Source organism: Streptomyces sp. NPDC056361 (assembly GCF_042262805.1).
Lineage (GTDB): Bacteria > Actinomycetota > Actinomycetes > Streptomycetales > Streptomycetaceae > Streptomyces.
In genome coordinates, this window is record NZ_JBHJQI010000158.1 from 1 (window position 1) to 19,804 (window position 19,804).

General features: G+C 72.8%; 17 protein-coding genes. 8 read left to right on the forward strand and 9 right to left on the reverse strand.

Features of this window, described 5'->3' with window-relative positions; all coding sequences use genetic code 11:
- Positions 1-22 precede the first annotated feature (22 nt).
- A complete protein-coding gene (locus ACFCY7_RS34250) occupies positions 23-1,522 on the reverse strand; it encodes an MFS transporter (protein WP_376489975.1) in 1,500 nt (499 codons plus the stop codon).
- A 134-nt stretch (positions 1,523-1,656) separates the two neighbouring features.
- On the opposite strand from ACFCY7_RS34250, the gene ACFCY7_RS34255 reads away from it, so the two are divergent.
- On the forward strand, positions 1,657-2,097 hold the full coding sequence (locus ACFCY7_RS34255; protein ID WP_376489976.1) for a MarR family winged helix-turn-helix transcriptional regulator: 441 nt from the start codon (positions 1,657-1,659) through the stop codon (positions 2,095-2,097).
- Positions 2,098-2,138: 41 nt separating this feature from the next.
- Here ACFCY7_RS34255 and meaB read toward each other — a convergent pair whose 3' ends face one another.
- Genes meaB through ACFCY7_RS34270 form a run of 3 tightly spaced genes read right to left on the reverse strand, consistent with a single transcriptional unit; the run spans position 2,139 to position 7,104 of the window.
- Entirely contained in the window at positions 2,139-3,122 is a 984-nt protein-coding gene (gene meaB, locus ACFCY7_RS34260; RefSeq protein ID WP_376489977.1) for a methylmalonyl Co-A mutase-associated GTPase MeaB, read from the reverse strand.
- Positions 3,119-5,293: a methylmalonyl-CoA mutase gene (gene scpA, locus ACFCY7_RS34265; RefSeq protein ID WP_376489978.1), complete on the reverse strand. Its 2,175-nt coding sequence runs from the start codon at positions 5,291-5,293 to the stop codon at positions 3,119-3,121. Before scpA ends, meaB begins: the two co-directional genes overlap by 4 nt.
- Positions 5,293-7,104 (reverse strand): methylmalonyl-CoA mutase family protein, encoded by a 1,812-nt coding sequence (locus tag ACFCY7_RS34270; RefSeq protein WP_376489979.1) that lies wholly within the window; start codon positions 7,102-7,104, stop codon positions 5,293-5,295. Before ACFCY7_RS34270 ends, scpA begins: the two co-directional genes overlap by 1 nt.
- A 138-nt stretch (positions 7,105-7,242) precedes the next feature.
- Here ACFCY7_RS34270 and ACFCY7_RS34275 point away from each other — a divergent pair, with 138 nt between their 5' ends.
- Together ACFCY7_RS34275 and ACFCY7_RS34280 are read left to right on the forward strand one after the other, a co-directional pair.
- Positions 7,243-7,947 carry a DUF2470 domain-containing protein gene (locus tag ACFCY7_RS34275; protein ID WP_376489980.1) on the forward strand — a complete coding sequence of 235 codons (705 nt, stop codon included), beginning with the start codon at positions 7,243-7,245 and terminating at the stop codon, positions 7,945-7,947.
- Positions 7,948-8,087: 140 nt separating this feature from the next.
- Complete coding sequence (locus tag ACFCY7_RS34280; protein ID WP_376489981.1) at positions 8,088-10,364, forward strand: MMPL family transporter; 2,277 nt, start codon at positions 8,088-8,090, stop codon at positions 10,362-10,364.
- A 2-nt stretch (positions 10,365-10,366) separates the two neighbouring features.
- On the opposite strand, the gene ACFCY7_RS34285 is transcribed toward ACFCY7_RS34280, so the two are convergent.
- Positions 10,367-11,293 (reverse strand): TIGR03564 family F420-dependent LLM class oxidoreductase, encoded by a 927-nt coding sequence (locus tag ACFCY7_RS34285; RefSeq protein WP_376489982.1) that lies wholly within the window; start codon positions 11,291-11,293, stop codon positions 10,367-10,369.
- A 173-nt stretch (positions 11,294-11,466) separates the two neighbouring features.
- On the opposite strand from ACFCY7_RS34285, the gene ACFCY7_RS34290 reads away from it, so the two are divergent.
- From ACFCY7_RS34290 to ACFCY7_RS34300, 3 genes are read left to right on the forward strand one after another with little or no spacing between them, the layout of a single operon-like run.
- Positions 11,467-11,967: an HD domain-containing protein gene (locus ACFCY7_RS34290; protein ID WP_376489983.1), complete on the forward strand. Its 501-nt coding sequence runs from the start codon at positions 11,467-11,469 to the stop codon at positions 11,965-11,967.
- 50 nt (positions 11,968-12,017) lie between these two features.
- Positions 12,018-12,662 carry an RNA polymerase sigma factor gene (locus tag ACFCY7_RS34295; protein ID WP_376489984.1) on the forward strand — a complete coding sequence of 215 codons (645 nt, stop codon included), beginning with the start codon at positions 12,018-12,020 and terminating at the stop codon, positions 12,660-12,662.
- A complete protein-coding gene (locus tag ACFCY7_RS34300) occupies positions 12,659-13,726 on the forward strand; it encodes a CU044_5270 family protein (RefSeq protein WP_376489985.1) in 1,068 nt (355 codons plus the stop codon). Before ACFCY7_RS34295 ends, ACFCY7_RS34300 begins: the two co-directional genes overlap by 4 nt.
- A gap of 4 nt (positions 13,727-13,730) precedes the next feature.
- On the opposite strand, the gene ACFCY7_RS34305 is transcribed toward ACFCY7_RS34300, so the two are convergent.
- Positions 13,731-14,654 (reverse strand): glycerophosphodiester phosphodiesterase, encoded by a 924-nt coding sequence (locus ACFCY7_RS34305; RefSeq protein ID WP_376489986.1) that lies wholly within the window; start codon positions 14,652-14,654, stop codon positions 13,731-13,733.
- Positions 14,655-14,864: 210 nt separating this feature from the next.
- Here ACFCY7_RS34305 and ACFCY7_RS34310 point away from each other — a divergent pair, with 210 nt between their 5' ends.
- Both ACFCY7_RS34310 and ACFCY7_RS34315 read left to right on the forward strand, forming a co-directional pair.
- Positions 14,865-15,575, forward strand: coding sequence for an IclR family transcriptional regulator (locus tag ACFCY7_RS34310; RefSeq protein ID WP_376489987.1), 711 nt, complete (start codon positions 14,865-14,867; stop codon positions 15,573-15,575).
- A 210-nt stretch (positions 15,576-15,785) separates the two neighbouring features.
- The gene (locus tag ACFCY7_RS34315; RefSeq protein ID WP_376489988.1) at positions 15,786-16,256 is read left to right on the forward strand and encodes a hypothetical protein; all 471 of its coding nucleotides are present in this window, start codon (positions 15,786-15,788) and stop codon (positions 16,254-16,256) included.
- 72 nt (positions 16,257-16,328) lie between these two features.
- Here the strand turns inward: ACFCY7_RS34315 and ACFCY7_RS34320 are convergent, their stop codons facing one another.
- The 3 genes from ACFCY7_RS34320 to ACFCY7_RS34330 all read right to left on the reverse strand — a co-directional run bounded on the left by ACFCY7_RS34320 (position 16,329) and on the right by ACFCY7_RS34330 (position 19,758).
- Positions 16,329-17,771, reverse strand: a complete 1,443-nt coding sequence (locus ACFCY7_RS34320; RefSeq protein WP_376489989.1) for a GH1 family beta-glucosidase — start codon at positions 17,769-17,771, stop codon at positions 16,329-16,331.
- 70 nt (positions 17,772-17,841) lie between these two features.
- Complete coding sequence (locus tag ACFCY7_RS34325) at positions 17,842-18,750, reverse strand: carbohydrate ABC transporter permease (RefSeq protein ID WP_376489990.1); 909 nt, start codon at positions 18,748-18,750, stop codon at positions 17,842-17,844.
- 3 nt (positions 18,751-18,753) lie between these two features.
- Positions 18,754-19,758, reverse strand: a complete 1,005-nt coding sequence (locus tag ACFCY7_RS34330; protein WP_376489991.1) for a carbohydrate ABC transporter permease — start codon at positions 19,756-19,758, stop codon at positions 18,754-18,756.
- Positions 19,759-19,804: the final 46 nt, after the last annotated feature.

Here is a 19,804-nt window from a genome sequence, read left to right on the forward strand (position 1 = left end):
GACCCGGCCCTTCGCCGCGGGGTCAGACCGCCGTCGGCTCCGCCTCCGCCTTCTCCGGGGCGGGGGCGGGCGTGCTCACCGGAGCCGTACGAGGGGCGTGGCCGCCCCGCAGGCCGACCCGGGCGATGACGGCGACCAGCGCGAAGGCCGCGGCCCCGATCCAGAAGGTGAGGGTGAAGCCGGACTCGGCGGGCAGGGCCGGGACGCCGGCGGGCAGGTGCTCCAGGGTCTGCGAGGCCAGGATCGTGGTGACGACGGCGCTGCCGATCGCGCTGCCGGTCGAGCGGGAGATGGAGTTGATGCCGTTGGCGATGCCGCTCTGGTGGTGCGGGACGCTCGCCATGATGACGGCGGGCATGGCCGCGTAGCCGAAGCTGACGGCCGCGCCGACGACCACGCCGGCGCCGATCACCGAGGCGATGTGGCCGTGGTCGAGGGCGAGCCAGGCGAAGCCGAGGGCGCCGAGGCCGGCGGCCAGGCCCAGTGCCGTGCGCGGACCGCGGTGGCGGACCAGCTGGCCGCCGATCGGCGAGGCGAGCAGGGAGACGATCGCGCCCGGCAGCAGGAACTCGACGGAGGCGCGCAGGATGGACGCGTCGAAGCCGTAGCCGGTGAGGGCCTCGGGCATCTGGACGAGGTAGGAGACGCCGAGGAAGTTCGCGAACATGCCGAAGCCGACGAGGACGCCGGCCAGGTTGGCCATGAGGACCGGCCGGTGGACGAACATCCGCATGTCGACGAGGGGCTCGCGGACCTTGAGCTCGGTGAACACCCAGACGGCGGTCATGACGGCGGCGCCGGCGAAGCTGCCGAGGGTGCGGCCGGAGGTCCAGCCCCACTCGTGGCCCTGGGAGATGGGCAGCAGGAGCAGGAGCAGGGTGGCGCCGAGGGTCAGCGCGCCGAGGAAGTCGGTGCGGCCGCCGGTCTTGTGGCGGGTCGCGGGGACGAGCGCGACGACCGCGACGAGGGCGAGCACGGCGAAGGCCGTCGCCATCCAGAAGGCGCTGCGGTAGTCGGCGTCGGAACCGGAGGTCAGCAGGCCGGTCGCGACGAGGGCGAGGCCGCTGCCGAAGGCGAGGGTGCCGCTGACGAGGGACATCGCGCCGGGCAGCTTCTGCGGGCGGACCTCCTCGCGCAGCACGGACAGGGCGAGCGGGAAGATCGCGGTGGCGGCGCCCTGGAGGACGCGGCCCAGGATCAGCAGCGGGAGCGAGGTCGCGAGGGCCGCGACGACGGAGCCGGCGACCATGACGCCGAGGACGGCGACGAGGGTGGGCTTCTTGCCGTGCTGGTCGCCGAAGCGGCCGAGCAGCGGGGTGAAGACGGCGGCGGAGAGCAGGGTGGCGGTGGTCACCCAGCTCACGCCGGCGGTCGTGGTGCCGAGGTCGGCGCGGATGAGGCCGAGGATCGGGACCGGCAGGGTCTGCATCATCGACACGACCATGGCGGCGAGGCTGAGCGCGAAGACGACGAGCGTCTCGCGCCGCTGCTCTCCGGCGGGCGGGGGAGTCACGTTGCTCATGAGTGGGGGCCTTCTCGGTGCTTCAGGACGTAGACCGTTGATGTCATCAAGTAATTCGACGAAGGTAGACCTCGATAGTTGAGGAGGTCAAGTAAACAATTGATAATGTCAAGCATCGTGAGTACGCTCGAACCATGAGCGCGACCACCCCCGAGACGCCCACCAAGCTCCAGCTGCTTGAGCTCCTCGCCGCCATCGGCACGGCCCAGTGGCGCGACTTCGCCACGGCGGCGTCCCACCACGGCCTCACGTCCACGCAGGCCAAGGTCCTCGCCCAGCTGGGCGGCCCGCTGCCGATGCGCGCCCTCGCCACCCTGCTGGTCTGCGACGCGTCCAACGTCACCGGGATCGTCGACCGCCTGGAGGGCCGCGGCCTGGTGCGCCGCGAACCCGACCCCACCGACCGCCGGGTCAAGAACGTGGTGGCCACGGACGAGGGCCGCGACGTCATCCGGCGCGTCCGCGAGGAGATGCAGGCCACCCACGGCGCCCTCGACACGCTCGGCGCCGAGGACAGCGCCACGCTGTACGCCCTCCTGGCGCGCCTGCGCCCGGGCATGGAAAAGGACGCCTGAGCGGGAGGTTCCCCCTCAGACGTCCAGTCCGTGCGGCCCGGTCAGTCCCGGCGTTCCCCGAAGGCCGCCAGGATCCGCTCGGCGGCCAGCGTCGCCGTCAGCTCGCCGTCCCTGACCCGGCGCTCCAGGCCGGGCGCCAGCTCCTGCACCGACGGGTCCGTGTGGAGGCGGCGGAGCAGCTCGTCGCGGACCATCGTCCACGTCCAGTCGACCTGCTGGTCGTGCCGCTTCGCCGTGAGACGACCGGTCGAGTCCAGCAGCGCGCGGTGCTGCCTGAGCCGGTCCCACACCTCGTCCAGACCCGCCGACTCGCGCGCGCTGCAGCTGAGGACCGGCGGCGCCCAGAACGCGTCGGCGCCGTGCATCAGCCGGAGCGCGCCCGCGAGCTCCCGCGCCGCCGAGCGGGCGTCGCGCTCGTGCGGGCCGTCCGCCTTGTTGACGGCGACCACGTCGGCCAGCTCGAGGACGCCCTTCTTGATGCCCTGGAGCTGGTCGCCGGTGCGGGCCAGGGTCAGCAGCAGGAACGAGTCGACCATGTTCGCGACCGCGGTCTCCGACTGGCCGACGCCCACCGTCTCCACCAGCACCACGTCGTAGCCCGCGGCCTCCATCACCACCATCGACTCGCGGGTCGCCTTCGCGACCCCGCCGAGCGTGCCGGCGCTGGGGGAGGGGCGCACGAAGGCCGCCGGGTCGACGGCCAGCCGCTCCATCCGGGTCTTGTCACCCAGGATGGAGCCGCCCGTACGGGTCGACGACGGATCCACCGCGAGGACCGCCACCCGGTGGCCGAGCCCGGTCAGCATCGTGCCGAACGCGTCGATGAAGGTCGACTTGCCGACCCCGGGCACCCCGCTGATCCCGATCCGCACGGCCTTCCCGGCGTGCGGCAGCAGCGTGGTGAGCAGCTCCTGCGCGAGGGCCCGGTGCTGCGGGCGGGTGGACTCGACGAGGGTGATCGCGCGGGCGACGAGCGCCCGCTTCCCGCCGAGTACACCCTCCACGTACGTGTCGAGACCGATCACCGAGCGTGCCCGAGGTCGGCCCCGAGCCGGGTGACCAGGTCGTGGGCCGCGTCCGGGATCACCGTCCCCGGCGGGAAGACCGCGGCCGCGCCCATCTCCAGGAGCGTCGGGACGTCCTGCGGCGGGATCACCCCGCCGACCACGATCATGATGTCCTCGCGGCCCTCCGCCGCCAGCTCCTCGCGGAGCGCCGGCACGAGGGTGAGGTGTCCGGCGGCCAGCGACGAGACCCCGACGATGTGCACGTCCGCCTCGACGGCCTGGCGGGCCACCTCGGCAGGGGTCTGGAACAGCGGGCCGACGTCCACGTCGAAGCCCAGGTCGGCGAAGGCGGTGGCGATGACCTTCTGGCCGCGGTCGTGGCCGTCCTGGCCCATCTTGGCGACGAGGATGCGCGGGCGGCGCCCCTCCTCCTCGCCGAAGGCGTCCACCAGGGCCCGGGTGCGCTCCACGGACGGGGACTCGCCGGCTTCGTTGCGGTACACACCGGAGATCGTACGGATCTGGCCCGCGTGGCGTCCGTACACCTTCTCCAGGGCGTCCGAGATCTCGCCGACCGTGGCCATCGCGCGGGCGGCGTTCACCGCGAGCTCCAGGAGGTTGCCCTCGCCGCCGGCGGCCCGGGTGAGCGCGGCGAGCGCGTCCTGGCACGCGGTCTCGTCCCGCTCCTCGCGCAGCCGGCGCAGCTTGGCGATCTGCTGGGCGCGCACCGAGGAGTTGTCGACCTTGAGCACGTCGATCTGCTCGTCGGTCTCCACCCGGTACTTGTTGACACCGATCACCGGCTGGCGTCCGGAGTCGATGCGGGCCTGGGTGCGGGCCGCCGCCTCCTCGACGCGGAGCTTCGGGATGCCGGCGTCGATGGCCTTGGCCATGCCGCCGGCCTGCTCGACCTCCTGGATGTGCTTCCAGGCGCGGCGGGCGAGGTCGTGGGTGAGCTTCTCGACGTACGCGCTGCCGCCCCACGGGTCGATGGTCCGGCAGGTGCCCGACTCCTGCTGGATGAGGAGCTGGGTGTTGCGGGCGATGCGCGCCGAGAAGTCGGTCGGCAGCGCGAGCGCCTCGTCCAGGGCGTTGGTGTGCAGCGACTGGGTGTGGCCCTGGGTCGCCGCCATCGCCTCCACGCACGTCCGGGTGACGTTGTTGAACACGTCCTGGGCGGTCAGCGACCAGCCGGAGGTCTGCGAGTGGGTCCGCAGGGAGAGCGACTTGGCGTTCTTCGGGTCGAACTCCTTGACCAGCTTGGCCCAGAGCAGCCGCGCCGCGCGCAGCTTGGCGACCTCCATGAAGAAGTTCATGCCGATCGCCCAGAAGAACGACAGGCGCGGCGCGAACGCGTCCACGTCGAGACCGGCCTCGCGGCCCGCGCGGATGTACTCGACGCCGTCGGCGAGCGTGTACGCCAGCTCCAGGTCGGCCGTCGCGCCCGCCTCCTGGATGTGGTAGCCGGAGATGGAGATCGAGTTGTAGCGCGGCATCCGCTGCGAGGTGTACGCGAAGATGTCGGAGATGATCCGCATCGACGGCCCGGGCGGGTAGATGTACGTGTTGCGGACCATGAACTCCTTGAGGATGTCGTTCTGGATGGTCCCGGCCAGCTTCTCGGGCGGTACGCCCTGCTCCTCGGCGGCCACGATGTACAGCGCGAGGACCGGCAGCACGGCGCCGTTCATCGTCATCGACACGGTCATCTTGTCCAGCGGGATGCCGTCGAACAGCTGCCGCATGTCGTAGATCGAGTCGATGGCGACGCCCGCCATGCCGACGTCGCCGGTGACGCGCGGGTGGTCGCTGTCGTAGCCGCGGTGGGTCGGCAGGTCGAAGGCGACCGACAGGCCCTTCTGGCCGGCGGCGAGGTTGCGCCGGTAGAAGGCGTTCGACTCCTCGGCCGTGGAGAAGCCGGCGTACTGACGGATCGTCCAGGGCTGGTTGACGTACATCGTCGGGTACGGGCCGCGCAGGTACGGGGCCATGCCCGGGCGCGTGTCGAGGAAGTCCAGGCCTTCCAGGTCCTGCCCGGTGTAGAGCGGCTTGACCGTGATGCCCTCCGGGGTCTCCCAGAGCAGGTCGTCACCGCCCGCCGCCTTCTCGACGGCGGTGCGCCACGCGTCGGGGCCGCCGTCGGCGGCCTGTGCCCCCAGCTCGATCCCGGAGAAATCGGGGATGGACATCAGGACACTCCCATGCGGTCAAGGGTGGTGGAGAGCAGGGCGACGGCGTCGCAGCCGGCGAAGGCGTACGCGTCGACACCGGCGTACTGCGCGGGGCGGCCGGCGAGGAACACGTGCGCGGCTCCCGCCGCGCGCAGCTCCGCGGCCGTCGCCTCCGCCTGCTCCGCGTACAGCGCGTCGCTGGAGCAGAGGCACGCCTCGGCGGCGCCGCTCTCCTCGAAGGTGCCCTCGGTGACGGGCTCGATGCCGCCCGTCCGGAACAGGTTGTCGGCGAAGGCGAGGCGGGCCGAGTGGGCGGCCGCCGGGCCGAGCGCGGCCAGATAGACGCGGGGCCGGGCGCCGGTCGCCGCCAGGTGGGCGTCGGAGCGGGCGCGCAGCGCCTCGAACGCCTCGTCGCGCCGGACCCGGGGCAGGCCGCCGGACGGCTGCTCGGGCGCGGGGGTGCGGTCGACGGGCTTCTCGTCGAGGTGCGGGAACTCGCTGACGCCGGTGATCGGCTCGCGGCGGGTGGCCAGCTTGGCGCTGCGGGCGGACCAGGTCTCGGCGAGCCGGTCGCCGATCGCGCCGGAGCGCAGCGCCGCCGCCTGGCCGCCGTCCCGCTCGATGGTCCGGAAGAACTCCCAGGCCGCGTGGGCGAGTTCGTCGGTGAGTCGCTCGACGTACCAGGAGCCGCCGGCGGGGTCGATCACCCGGGCGAGGTGGGATTCCTCGATGAGGACGGTGGAGGTGTTGCGGGCGATGCGGCGGGCGAACGCGTCCGGCAGGCCGAGCGCCTCGTCGAAGGGGAGGACCGTGACGCTGGAGGCGCCGCCCACTCCGGCGGCGAGGGTGGCCACCGTGGTGCGGAGCATGTTCACCCACGGGTCGCGGCGGGTCATCATCACCGGCGAGGTGACGGCGTGCTGGAGCTGGGCCCCTGCCTGCGGGGCGCCGCAGGCCTCGGCCACCCGGGCCCAGAGGCGGCGCGCGGCGCGCAGCTTGGCGATGGTGAGGAACTGGTCGGCAGTGGCCGCGTAGCGGAACTCCAGCTGGGCGCAGGCCTCGGTGACGCTCAGTCCGGCGTCGGTGAGACCGCGCAGGTAGGCGACGCCGGTCGCGAGCGAGCAGCCCAGTTCCTGCGCGGCCGAGCCGCCGGCCTCGTGGTACGGCAGCGCGTCCACGGTCAGCGTCCGCAGGCCCGGGTGGGTGTCGGTGCAGCGGCGGGCGAGGCCGGCGACGGACGCGAGGTCGTACGCCGGGCGGCCGGTCCGGGCCTCGAAGCCCAGGGGGTCCGCGCCGAGGTTGCCCCGCGCCGCCTCCGCGGCGACGCCCCGCTCCTCGTACAGCCGCAGGAGCCGGTCGGCGGCGGCGGGCGTCTCGTCGCCCGCGTCGAGGACGACGGGCGCCAGGTCGAGGTAGACGCCTTCGAGGACGGCGGGGAGGGAGGAGACCGGGATGCCGGATCCGCCGACGCCCAGCCAGAGGGAGGTGACGCCGTTCTCCAGGTCGGAGAGGACCGCGTCGGCGTCGGGGGCCGTGTGGCGCTGGCGTACGTCCCAGCCGCCGCCGGTGTTGCCCTCGGCGCGGTCGCCGCGGACGAAGGGGGCGAAGCCGGGGAGTCCGGCGTCGGGTGCGGTGTCCTGCGCGGTGTACAGCGGCCGGGTGTCGATCCCGTCCTCGAGGAGGGTGGACAGGGCGTCCTCGGCGGCGGCGCCGGAGACCTCCTTACCGGACTTGCGCAGGACACCCGCCACAAGGTTTTGCCACTGTTCGTGTGGCGCGTCAGGGAATTCGGACGCCAAAGAGAGGCCGTCGTCAGGCAGGACCGTCATGCTCGGATGCTAGGGGAGATCGACAAAGGAGCAGGAGGGCGTACGACTGTGACCTTCTTCTCTTCCCGATCATGGGTTAGGTTAGGCTTACCTAAGTGGCGAGCCAAGGTGTCGCCGTCACCCGTCCCGGGAGAACCCATGCGTCCCTTCAGTACCCGCACCGGCCGACCGAGCCCCGCCGAACGCGTCCGGTCGATCCTCTCCGCCGCCCACTCGATGAACGTCGTGACCGACGGACTCCACCAGGAGGTGCACCTCCTGGACGGCACGGGACCGATGGGCCGCATCCACCTCCACGACCCCTCGGAGGACTGCCCCGCCGGACGCACCGCGCGCATCCCCGTCCGCCTGGAGTTCACCGACATCGCCCCCACCCCCGTACGCCAACGCCTGCGCGCCCGCGTCACCCTGACGGGAGTGCTGTCCGCGCCGTACACCTCCGACACCACCACGAGCACCTGCATGGAGTTCTGCCAGGCCCTCCTCGAGGACGCCGACGGACGCACCTTCGTCGGACTCGACGAACTCGAGGCCGTCGAACCCGACCCCATGGCCGGCTGCGAGGCCGCCATGCTCACCCACCTCGTCGACGGCCACGCCGCCCTCGTCCCCCTGCTCCTGCGCCTGGTCCGGCCGCGCCCGGAACGGGACCTGGTCCGCGCACTGCCCCTCGCCCTCGACCGGTACGGCATCACCCTGCGCCTCGAACACCGCCCCGGACACCAGGACGTCCGGCTGCCGTTCCCCACGCCCGTCACCGACATCGACCAGGCCGGGCCCCGCATCCACGCCCTCCTCGCCGCCGCCCGCCGCTCCTCCCACACCGACCACCTGCTGACCTGACCCGGTCGGGCCGCGGCGCCCGGCCCCCGCTGCGGCCGAGATGCCGGAGCGTCGCGGCAGGCGAACAATGGACGGAGTAAGCGCGCACGACGTAGGTACCGGATCGGCTCGGGGATCTCCTCTACGAACACGGCCACGCCATGAACGCAGGAAGTCCGGCCACGGGCCGGCCCGCACCGTCCAAAGGTGTCCTCTACCGAACCGGACACTGGTGCGCCCGTCATTTCCTCGTCGTCATCGCCCTGTGGCTGGCGGCCGTCGTAGGCCTCCAGATCACCGACCGGGCCGTCGGCGGACAGTTCTCCGACAACTTCGCGCTCCCCGGAGTGCAGTCGGCCGAAGGACTCGACGTCCTCCAGGCACACGACCCGGCCGCCGGCGGATACGGCGCCCAGGTCGTCCTGAACCGGCCGTCGGGCCCGCTCACCGACGAGGCGTCGACCGTCAACTCCGCCGTCGCCGCCCTGGCGAAGCTCCCCGACGTCCTCAGCGTCCAGAACCCGCTGCCGCCGCCGGGCACCACGCCGCCCGCACCCCCGAGCGGGACCCCCAACACCGGCCCGCTCTCCACCGACGGCAAGACCGCCTACATCACCATGCGCTTCAGCGTGACGCCCTCCACCCTCGGGACCGAGTACCTGAACGGCGTCGACGCCGCCGTGCAGCCGCTCAGGGACGCCGGCATCACCGTCGAGTACGGCGGCCCGCTCGGCGAACTCGCCCGCCCCACGGCCGACGACCGCACCAGCGAGGCGATCGGCTTCGCCGTCGCGATCGTCGTCCTCCTCATCGGCTTCGGCAGCGTCATCGGCGCGGTCATGCCCCTGGTCACCGCGCTCCTCGGCGCGATCTGCGGGCTCGCCCTGCTCGGCCTCGCCGCCGCCGCCTTCACCTTCGGCACCGTCTCACCCACCCTGGCCACCATGATCGGCCTCGGCGTCGGCATCGACTACGCGCTGTTCCTCATCACCCGCCACCGCCAGAACCTCATGAACGGCCACGATCCTGCCGACTCCGCCGGCCTGGCCACCACCACCAGCGGCCGCGCCGTCCTGGTGTCCGGCTGCACCGTCGTCATCGCCCTGTCCGGCCTGTGGGTCTCCGGCGTCACCTTCATCGGCAAACTCGGCCTCGCGGCCGCCTTCACGGTCGTCACCGCGGTCATCGCCGCCCTCACCCTCGTCCCCGCCATGCTCGGACTCGTCGGCAAGCGCATCGACCGCTACCACGTGCGCAAGCCCGTCGCGGAGACCGACGCCGAGCCCGGCGCTCCCGCGCACGGCACCTGGCACCGGTACGCGCAGCGCGTGCAGAAGCGCCCCTGGTGGTTCCTCACCGGCGGCGTCATCACCCTCCTGATCCTGGCCTTCCCCCTGCTGTTCATCCAGCTCGGCCACATCGGCGACGGCGCCGACCCGAAGTCGTTCACCGACCGGAGGGCGTACGACCTCATCTCCACGGCCTTCGGACCGGGCGCGAACGGGCCGCTGACCGTCGTCGTCGACCAGACGGCGGTGCCGTCCGCCGACCGGGCGGCCCTCGCCTCCAAGCTCCAGACGGCGCTGACCGGCGTCCCGGACGCCGCCTCCATCACCCCGCTGCAGACCACCCCGGACGGCGACGTGCTCATCGGCACCGCCTACTCCGTCGCCTCCCCGCAGGACGAGAAGACCACCCAGCTGACCGACCACCTCGTCGACGACGTGCTGCCCCAGGCCGTCGCCGGCACCGACGCGAAGACCTACGTCACCGGCACCACGGCCGCCCAGGTCGACTTCCTCGACATCGTCTCCAGCCGCCTGCCGCTGATCATCGCCGTCGTCGTGGCCCTCGCCTTCTTCGTCATCCTCATCGTCTTCCGCGGCCTCCTGGTCGCGGTCAAGGCGGCCGTGCTCAACGTGCTCTCCATCGCCGCCTCGTACGGCGTGGTCGTGGCCGTCTTCCAATGGGGCTGGGGCGGACCCGCGCTCGGCGTCTCCGGCAAGGTGCCCATCGAGAGCTACGTCCCCATGATGATGTTCGCCATCGTCTTCGGACTGAGCATGGACTACGAGATCTTCCTGCTCTCCCGCGTCCGCGAGGCCTGGCTGCGCACCGGGGACCCCGAGGCCTCGGTGGCCCACGCCCTGGAGATCACCGCCAGGGTCATCACCTGCGCCGCGCTCATCATGGTCAGCGTCTTCGCGGCCTTCGTCGTCTCCGACAACATCGTCGTCAAGATGCTCGGCCTCGGCCTCGCGGCCAGCGTCCTCATCGACGCCACCGTGGTCCGCCTCCTCCTCGTCCCCGCCGTCATGACCCTCCTCGGCAAGCACGCCTGGTGGATCCCGGGCTGGCTGGACCGGATCCTCCCGCACCTCGACACCGAGGGCGAGGGCGAGGGCGAGCCGGAACCGGTCCCGGCCGCGAAGCGCTGAGCTCAGCCCCGCGCCAGCTCGCCGAGCAGCTTCCAGGTGCGGCGCCGGTCCTCCTCGCCGTTCAGCTCCGTCGCGGTGAACACCACCTCCGTCGCCCCCGCCTCGCGGTAGCGCCGCACCTCCTCGGCGACGGTCTCCTCGTCACCGATCACGGCGAGCCCGGCGGCCCGCGAGGCACCGGAGAGCTCGATCGCCCGCCGGTACGACGGAATCCCCTCGTACAGCGCGAGCGCCTCGTGCGCCTTCTCCCGTACGGCTTCGGCGTCGGACGTGACCACGCCCGGGACGAGGGCCACGATCCGGGGCGCGGGCCGGCCGGCCGCGGTGGCCGCGGCGGTCACGGCCGGCACGATGTGCTCGGCGAGCGCACGCGGCCCCGCCAGGAACGGCAGGATGCCGTCGGCCAGTTCACCGCTGACCCGCAGCGCCTGCGGCCCCATGGCGGCGACGAGCACCGGCACCGGCGGCCGGGCCCCCGGCACCGACGCCGGATACGGGGTCGTCGCGGTGAGCAGCTCCCCGTGGAAGTCGGCACTGCCCGTCTCCAGGAGCGGCCGCAGGGCGGTGAGGAACTCCCTGAGCAGACCGATGGGCCGCTCGTACGGGATGCCGAAGCCGGTCTCCGTCAGGTGCCTGGTGCCGAGGGCGAGCCCGAGGTGGTAGCGGCCGCCGGTCGCGGCCTGGGCCGTCTGCGCCTGACTGGAGACGAGCAGCGGATGGCGGCCGAAGACCGGGATGGCGGAGGTGCCCACCTGGAGCCCCGGCACCTCGCGCCCCACGATCGCGGCCAGCGAGGGAGAGTCGTAGCCGAAGGTCTGGCCGAACCACCCCGAACGCAGTCCGGCGTCGCGCGCCTCCCGTGCGAGCCGCACCGTGTCGTCGATCGTGCGCTGGACGGTGGTCGAACCGAGCGTTACTCCGAGAGTCATGCATCCGGCAACCCGCGCACCGCCGAACGCCATTCCCGCTCCCGTGTGAAGAGTGTGTTGCACGCCCGCCGAGGCAGGCACGGGTCGGGAACGGGGTCGGTCACGGTGTCAGGAACGGGGTTGGGCACGGGGGAGCCGCGGGGCCGCCGCCCCGCGCCCGCGATGATGGGGGGATGAAGACTCTCGCCGAGGTGGACGCGCTCGCCGACCGGGCGCACGCCGGACAGACCGACAAGATCGGCGTCCCGTACGTCGCGCACGTCCGCGCGGTCGCCGCGGGCCTGGAGGCGTTCGGCCCGCAGCTGGTCATGGCGGGGCTGCTGCACGACGTCGTCGAGGACACCGGGTGGACGACGGAACGGCTCCGTGCCGCGGGGATTCCCGACCGGGTCGTCGCCGTCGTCGACGCCGTCACCAACCGGCCGGGCACGGCGTACGAGGAGAAGATCCGCCGCATCACGGAGGACCCCGACGCCACGCTCGTGAAGATCGCCGACAACGCCCACAACAGCCGCGCGGACCGGTCGGCATCGCTTCCGCCCGGACAGCGGGAGCGGCTCGCCGCCAAGTACCGGGAGGCGCGGCGGGTGTTGTGGGCGGCGGCCGACCCCGAGGACGTCGCGACGATCCTCCGCGTCGTCAACCCCGAGCTCCTGGCGGAGCTCGCCCCCTGATGTGACCGGCGTCACGGGAACCCGGTCCCGGGGCCGGACAGACGAGAGACGTGAACATCGACCTGCGCGCACGCATCAGGGACGGGGACCCCTCGGCCTTCGCCGAGCTCTTCGACTCCTACTCCCGGAGCGTCTACAACCACGCCTTCCGGCTCACCGGCGACTGGTCGGTCGCCGAGGACGTCATGGCGGCGACCTTCCTGGAGGCCTGGCGGCTCCGGGGGAAGGTGGACCCCGAAGGGGGGTCCGTCCGGCCCTGGCTGCTCGGCGTCGCCACCAACGTCGCCCGCAACCACTGCCGGGGCAACCGCCGCTACCGGGCCGCCGCCGCCGCGTACGCCGCGGCCGGACCGCCCGAGGCCTCGGTGCCCGACCACGCCTCCGAGGTCGCGGGCCGGCTCGACGACCGCCGCCGCATCGCGGCCACCCTGCGCGCGCTCGGGACGCTGCGCCGCACCGAGCGCGAGGTCCTCGTGCTCTGCCTCTGGGAGGGCCTCGCCTACACCGAGGTCGCCGAGGCCCTCGGCGTGCCCGTCGGCACCGTCCGCTCCCGGCTCTCCCGCGCCCGCACCAAGCTCCGTACCGGGGCCGAGAAAGAACTCGCCCGCGAAAAACGGGAACCCGCCCCCCGCCCCCGACAGACAACAGGTGATCGCGTGAACGCGGTCCGGCCCGCGCAGGAAGGAATCCGATGAACCCCGAACCGAACCAGCCCCGAACGGCGAACCGGCAGGAGAGCGGAGACCTTCCGGCGATCGAGGAGCACGACCTTCCTCCGGGCCGCCACCAGTTCCACAAGGAGCGCCTGATGAACCGGATCCACGAAGACCGCATCGCCACCGCCGCCCGCCCCGCGCGCAACCCGTTCCTGCGGAAGGCGATCCTCCTCCCGGCCGCGACCGCCCTCGCCGGCGCGCTCGCCGTCGGCGCCCTCGTCGTCCTGCCCGGCGGCGGCACCGACGGCACCGACGACCGTGCCACCGGCCCCGCCCTCACCACCACGATCGGCACCGTGGACGCGCACGGCGCGCCCGGGCTCCTCGACCGGATCTCGCTGGCCGCCGCCGAGGCGGACGCCCCGCAGGGCCGCGCCGGCCAGTACGTCTACATCGAGACGCGGGCCGCGAACACGCACGTGAGGACCGTCGGCGACAAGAGCAGCCTGGTCAGCCAGCCGCTGCACACCCGGCAGACCTGGCGGTCCCCGGACGGCCTCAAGGGCTGGCTGATCGAGCCCGGCAACACCGGCCCCGAGGGCATCACCCTCGAAGGCCGCGACGAGCAGGGCAACATCCCGAAGCCGCACCTCGGCGCGCCCTCGCACGACTACCTCGCCGCACTCCCCACCGACCCCGACGCACTGCTGCGGAAGATCTACGAGGAGACCGAGGGGCAGGGCAACGGCAAGGACCAGCAGGCCTTCACCACCATCGGCGACCTGCTCGTCGAGAGCTGGCCCTCCCCGGAGCTGACGGCCGCGCTCTACAAGGCCGCAGCGAAGATCCCCGGCGTCGTGACGGTCGACAGCGCGACCGACGCGGCCGGCCGCAAGGGCGTCGCGGTCGCACGGCTCGACGAGGTCGGCGGACAGCGCACCGAGTGGATCTTCGACACCAGGACGTACGCCTTCCTCGGCGAGCGCACGGTCCAGGTGAAGGGCGACGCCGGCGAGGGCGGCCTCATCAAGCCGGGCACCGTCGTCTACACCGCAGCCGTCATGGTCCGGGCCTTCGTGGACGACGTCAAGGTCACCCCGTAACGGCTCAGCTCGACCGGCCCGACACCCAACCGCCCAGCTCCGTGGGGCGGTTGGTGATGATCCCGTCCACGCCGAGCGCGTCGAGGGCCTTCCAGCGGGCCGGGAGGTCGACCGTCCAGACGTTCACCGCCACGCCCGCCGCGTGCAGCTCGGGAACCACTCCGGGGCGGGCGGCGAGGGCGGTGTCCGAGACGTTGTACGCCGCGAGGTCCAGCTGCTCGGCGAGGGCGACGGGGTCCGCGTCCAGGGTGACCCGCAGCAGGCCGAGCGGCAGGTCGGGCGCGAGCTCGTGCGCGTACGTGAGCGACGGGATGTCGAAGCTCTGCACGAACACCCGGTCGCCCATGTCCTGCTCCCGGATGTCCCGCACGATGCGGGCGACCTCGGCGCGGGTGTGCGCGCCCTTGATCTCCAGGAGGAGGTTCCCGCCGCGCTCCCGCAGGTCCGCCAGCTGGGCGGCGAGCGTCGGGACGCGGGCCCCGGCGTACGCGGGGGCGAACCAGGAACCGGCGTCCAGCGCGTCGAGCTGAGCGGAGGTCAGGGCGCGGACCCGGCCCGTGCCGTCGGTCGTCCGGTCGACGGTGGTGTCGTGCAGGATGTACGGCACGCCGTCCTTGCTGGGCTGGACGTCGTTCTCGATCCACTTCGCCCCGCCGCGGCGGGCCACCTCGTCCGAGACCAGGGTGTTCTCGGGCGCGGCGGACGGCGCGCCGCGGTGGGCGATCACGATCAGCGGCGCCCCCGCGGCACGGAGCCAGGGCGCGGCGGCCTTCGCACCGCTCGCCGCGGCCGGGCGGGACGCGGACTGCGAGGGCGGGGCCGCGACCACGAACGCGGTGGCGACGGCGGCCACGCCGAGCACCCCGGTGGCGAGGGCGGCGTTCCTGCGGCGCCGCGACCGGGGGGCGGACGGATGGGCGTCTCTCATGAGCGCACACCCTACGCGGGCGGACCACCCCCTTCCGGCGCCGACCCGGCGACACGACGAGCCGCGCAAGCCCTTCGTCGATTCGTCCGGGTCTGCGGCATGGTGGGAGGCGGGCCCGGAGCCGTGCCATCGGGGGACCACGGCTGGGGCGCGAGGGGTCGGGGGAGACTCATGAACACCGGTACGGGACGTGGGCCGGAAGGCAGCGGAGTGACCACCGGGACCGGCCGGGCGGCCGGACGGGAGCAGGTGCCGGAGCGGGGCCGGGGCGTCCTCGAAGGCGCGTTCGCCCTGCTCGACGCGTTGCGCCGGAGCGGCGACGAGGCCGGCGTGACCGAGCTCGCCCTCGCCTGCGGGGTGCCGAAGGGCAGCGTGCACCGGCTGCTCGACCAGCTGGTCGGCGTCGGCGCGGTCGAGCGCAAGGGGAACCGCTACCGGGTCGGCCCGCAGCTCTACCGCCTCGGCCAGGCCTGGGAGCCGCACCCCGGCCTGGTGCCCGCCGCCCGGCTGCCGCTCCAGCGGCTCCGGGGCGTCACGGGCGCGAGCGTGGTCCTCGCCGTGATGCGCGAGGACATGGCCATCACGGTCGGCTCGGTGCCCGGGGACCTGGAGCCGCTGCTCCCGATCCGGGACGGCATCGCCTTCCGCCTCGACACCGCCGCCGGCAAGGCGCTGTGCGGTCCCCTCCGCGGCGGGGCGGTCCTCGACCGCGAGGACGTCATGGAGGGGGTGTGCTGCGCCTCGCTGCCGGTCCGCACCCCGGACGGGCGTACCGTCGCCGCGCTCGCCGGCATGGTCCCGGCCGGCCGCCGGCTCGACGTGCTCGCCCAGGCCGTCGCCGAGGCGGGGGCCGCGATCACCCGCGCGCTCGCCCGGGGCGGACAGCGAAGACCGGCCCCGTCGGCCGCCCTCGTGCTCTGACCCCCTTCGTGCTCCGACCCTTCGTGTTCCGACCCCTTCCGACGGGGGATTCCGGAGGCCCGTTCCGTCCAGCGGAACGCGCGTAGAACCGGACCCGGCCGGCCGGGCACAGTAGGTGTCGTGCCGGGGGGAAACGGCACGACGGCCCGCCGGGAACGGCGGACCGGAACTCATGTCACACACCAGTGACCCGATGTGTGGGGGGACCACATGCGCAAGAACCGAGCCGCCCGAATCGCCGCCACGGCCCTGCTCGGCCTCGGCAGCCTCGGCGCCTTCGCCGGCACCGCGCACGCCGAGCCGATCGACTACGTGAAGATCGAGCTGTTCGAGCTGCACTGCCAGCAGAACAGCGAGGGCGACCACGACGAGGCCTACCTCAAGATCACCGACGCCAACGGCAACGCCGTCAAGGTCTGGCCCGGCAACGGCATCAAGTACCAGACGATGGGCACCGGTTACGTCCGGTCGATGGAGGACGGCAACGGCAACGCGGCCCTCATCCTCGGCAAGGAGCAGGCCCGCACCCTGACCCTCTGGGACTACGACACCACCAGCGGCGACGACAAGCTCGGCGCCACGCTCGTCACCGGCAGCGAGGTCGGCCACGAGACCCAGTGGCGCACCGTCGAGGGCTCCGGCGGCGTCTACGTCATCGGCTACCGGGTCGTCGACATCTGACCGACCCTCGGCACCTGAGGAACGGGGAAGGGCCGTGCCGGGCGACCGGCACGGCCCTTCCCCGTCGGAGGATCAGCCCCCGTCGGGCGCGAGCAGCTCACCCGACCGCGCCACCCGCGCGTACCAGCGCGCGCTGGACTTCGGGGTGCGCTCCAGCGTGTCGTAGTCGACCCGCACCGCGCCGAACCGCTTCGCGTAGCCGTAGGCCCACTCGAAGTTGTCGAGCAGCGACCAGAGGAAGTAGCCGCGCACGTCCACCCCGTCGGTCATCGCCCGGTGCACGGCCTCCAGGTGCGCGTGCACATAGGCGGCGCGCTCCGGGTCGTGGACCGTGCCGTCCTCGCCGACGACGTCCTCGTACGCGGCCCCGTTCTCGCTGATCACCAGCGGGAGTTCGGGGTAGGCCGCCGAGACCCGGGTCAGCAGGTCGTACAGCGCGCTGGGGTCGACCGCCCAGCCCATCGCCGTCGGCTCGCCCGGCGCCCGGTGGAAGGCCACCGAGTCCGACCCGGGCCACGGCGAGAACGCGCTGTTGCCGTGACCGTCGTCCTGCGGCTTCTCCGCACCCTCCGGGACGTGCGAGACGAGCGTCGGCGTGTAGTAGTTGATCGCCAGCAGGTCCAGCGGCTGATGCGCCGCGGCGGTGTCGCCGTCCCGCACGAAGGACCAGTCCGTCACACGGGCCGTGTCGGCGAGCAGGTCCTCGGGATACGCGCCCTCCAGCATCGGGCCCAGCCAGACCCGGTTGCCGACGGCGTCGATGCGGCGGGCCGCGTCGAGGTCCTCGGCGGAGCCGGTCAGCGGCCGCACCTCGTGCAGGTTGAGCGAGACCGAGACCTGCCGGTCCGCCGGCAGCGCCGCCCGCAGGGCCTGGACGGCGAGCCCGTGCCCGAGGTTGAGGTGGTGGGCGGCGCGCAGCGAGGCCACCGGGTCGGTGCGGCCCGGGGCGTGGACCCCGGAGCCGTAGCCCAGGAAGGCGCTGCACCAGGGCTCGTTGAGCGTGGTCCACCGCCTGACCCGGTCGCCGAGGGCGTCGGCGACGAGCCCCGCGTACTCGGCGAACCGCTCGGCGGTCGCGCGCTCCGGCCAGCCGCCCGCGTCCTCCAGCTCCTGGGGCAGGTCCCAGTGGTAGAGCGTCAGGGCCGGCTCGATCCCGGCTTCGAGCAGCTCGTCGACGAGCGACCGGTAGAAGTCGAGGCCCTTCTGGACGGCCGGACCGCGGCCGGTGGGCTGCACCCGGGACCAGGAGACGGAGAACCGGTAGGCGTTCAGGCCGAGTTCGGACATGATGCCGACGTCTTCGCGGAACCGGTGGTAGTGGTCCACGGCCACGTCACCGGTGTGGCCCTCGAAGACCTTGCCGGGGGTGTGCGAGAAGGTGTCCCAGATGGACGGGGTACGGCCGTCCTCCGCCGCCGCTCCCTCGATCTGGTACGCGGCGGTGGCCGCGCCCCAGAGGAAGTCGGGCGGGAACGAACGGGTGGCGGTGAGCGGCCGGGTTTCGGACGCGGTCATAGGAGAGCGCTCCCAACGCGGGTACGGGGTGGTGGGGTACGGACAGAGGGGGCACGGGCCCGGCGGGCGGTCAGCTCTTGACGGCACCGGCCGTGATGCCGCCCACGATGTGCTTGCCCAGGAAGGCGAAGACGAGGAGCAGCGGCACGGTGGAGATCAGCGCGCCGGTCAGCACGACGGCGTGGTCCACGGTGTGGTTGCCCGCCCCGAGCCCGGCGAGGGCCACCTGGAGGGTCGGGCTGCCGTCCGGGGTGAGGGCGATGAACGGCCAGAAGAAGTCGTTCCAGGACTGGACGAAGACCAGCATGCCGAGCACGGCCATGGCCGGCCGGGCGATCGGGAACACCACGTGCCAGATGATCCGCAGGCTGTGCGCCCCGTCCATCCGGGCCGCCTCCACCAGCTCCATCGGCAGCGCCTCCACGAGGAACTGACGCATGAAGAACACGCCGAAGGCGGCGACCAGCGAGGGCAGCACGACCGACTGGAGCTGGTCGAACCAGCCGAGGTCGGTGATGATCTGGTACAGCGGGATGACGCTGAGCTGCGGCGGTATCGTCATGGTGGCGACCACGAGGGAGAGCAGCATCCCGCGGCCCCGGAACGGCAGTTTGGCGAAGGCGAAACCGGCGAGCGTGGAGAACAGCACGGTGGACAGCGCCACCAGGCTCGCCACGATCGTCGTGTTGATCAGCGCCGCGCCCATGTCGACCTGGTTCCAGGCGAAGCTCAGGTTGTCCAGGAGGCGGTTCCCGGGCAGCAGCGGCGCGGGCGCCTCGACGACCCGCTCGCCGGTGTGCGAGGCGGCGACCACGTTCCAGTACAGCGGGAAGAGCGAGACGAACGCGGCCACCACGAGCAGCACGTAGGTGAGCGGACCGGCGTGGTGCTGCCGGCCGGCCGACGGGCGGAAGCGACGTCCCGGCCGCGCCGCCGACGCCGTGGCGTCGAGGGGCGTCGTGTCGAGTGTGCGGGCCATGGGTCAGCCCCCCAGCTTCTTGCGGTTGGAGCGGGACACCAGCGCCTGGACGCCGCCGATCAGGAGCAGGAGCAGCAGCATGACCCACGCGATGGCGGACGCCTGCCCCAGCGCGCCGGTCACCCACCCCTTCTCGTACATCAGCAGGCTCAGCGTCTGGAACTGGTTGCCGCTGCCGCCGCTGATGCCGACGCTGCCGCCGAAGAGCATCGGCTCGCCGAAGAGCTGGGTGGCGCCGATGGTGGACACGATGATCGTGAAGAGGATCGTCGGCCGGATGGAGGGGATGGTGACGCTGACGAACTGGCGCCAGCGCGAGGCGCCGTCCAGCGAGGCCGCCTCGTAGAGGTCCTGCGGCACGGCCTGCATGGCGGCCAGGTAGATCAGCGCGTTGTAGCCCGTCCAGCGCCAGGTGACGATCACCGAGATCGCGATCTGTGCCGGCCACTTGGACGACTCCCAGTTCACCGGGTCGATGCCGATCCAGCCCAGGAGGCCGTTGATCATGCCGTAGTCGGTGTTGAACAGCTGGGCGAAGACCAGGGTCGCCGCCGCGATCGAGGTGGCGTACGGGGCGAGGATCGCGACCCGGAAGAAGCCCCGGCCGCGCAGCTTGTAGTTGAGCAGGTGCGCCAGGCCCAGGGCCATGAGCAGCTGCGGAACGGTCGAGATCACCCCGATGGTGAAGGTGTTGAGGAGCGCGTTCCAGAAGAACTCGCTGGTCGCGAGGTCGGTGTAGTTCTCCAGGCCCTTCCACGTCGGGTCGCCGCCGAGCTCGACCCGGTGGAGCGAGAGCCAGCCCGTGTAGATCAGCGGGAAGAGGCCGAAGGCCGCGAAGGTGAGGAAGAAGGGGGCGACGAAGACGTACGGGATCGCCTTGAGGTCCCAGCGGTAGAGCGTGCTGCGCCAGCCGCCCGAGGAGGAGCGGTGGCTCCGGGGGCCGGAGGAGGAGGGCGGTGCGGCGGGCGGCGGGGAGCCGTCAGGCCTCGCCCGAACGGAGGTGGCCACGGGGGCGTCCTTCCAGGTCGATGCGTGCGGTGGTGCGGACGGGTGC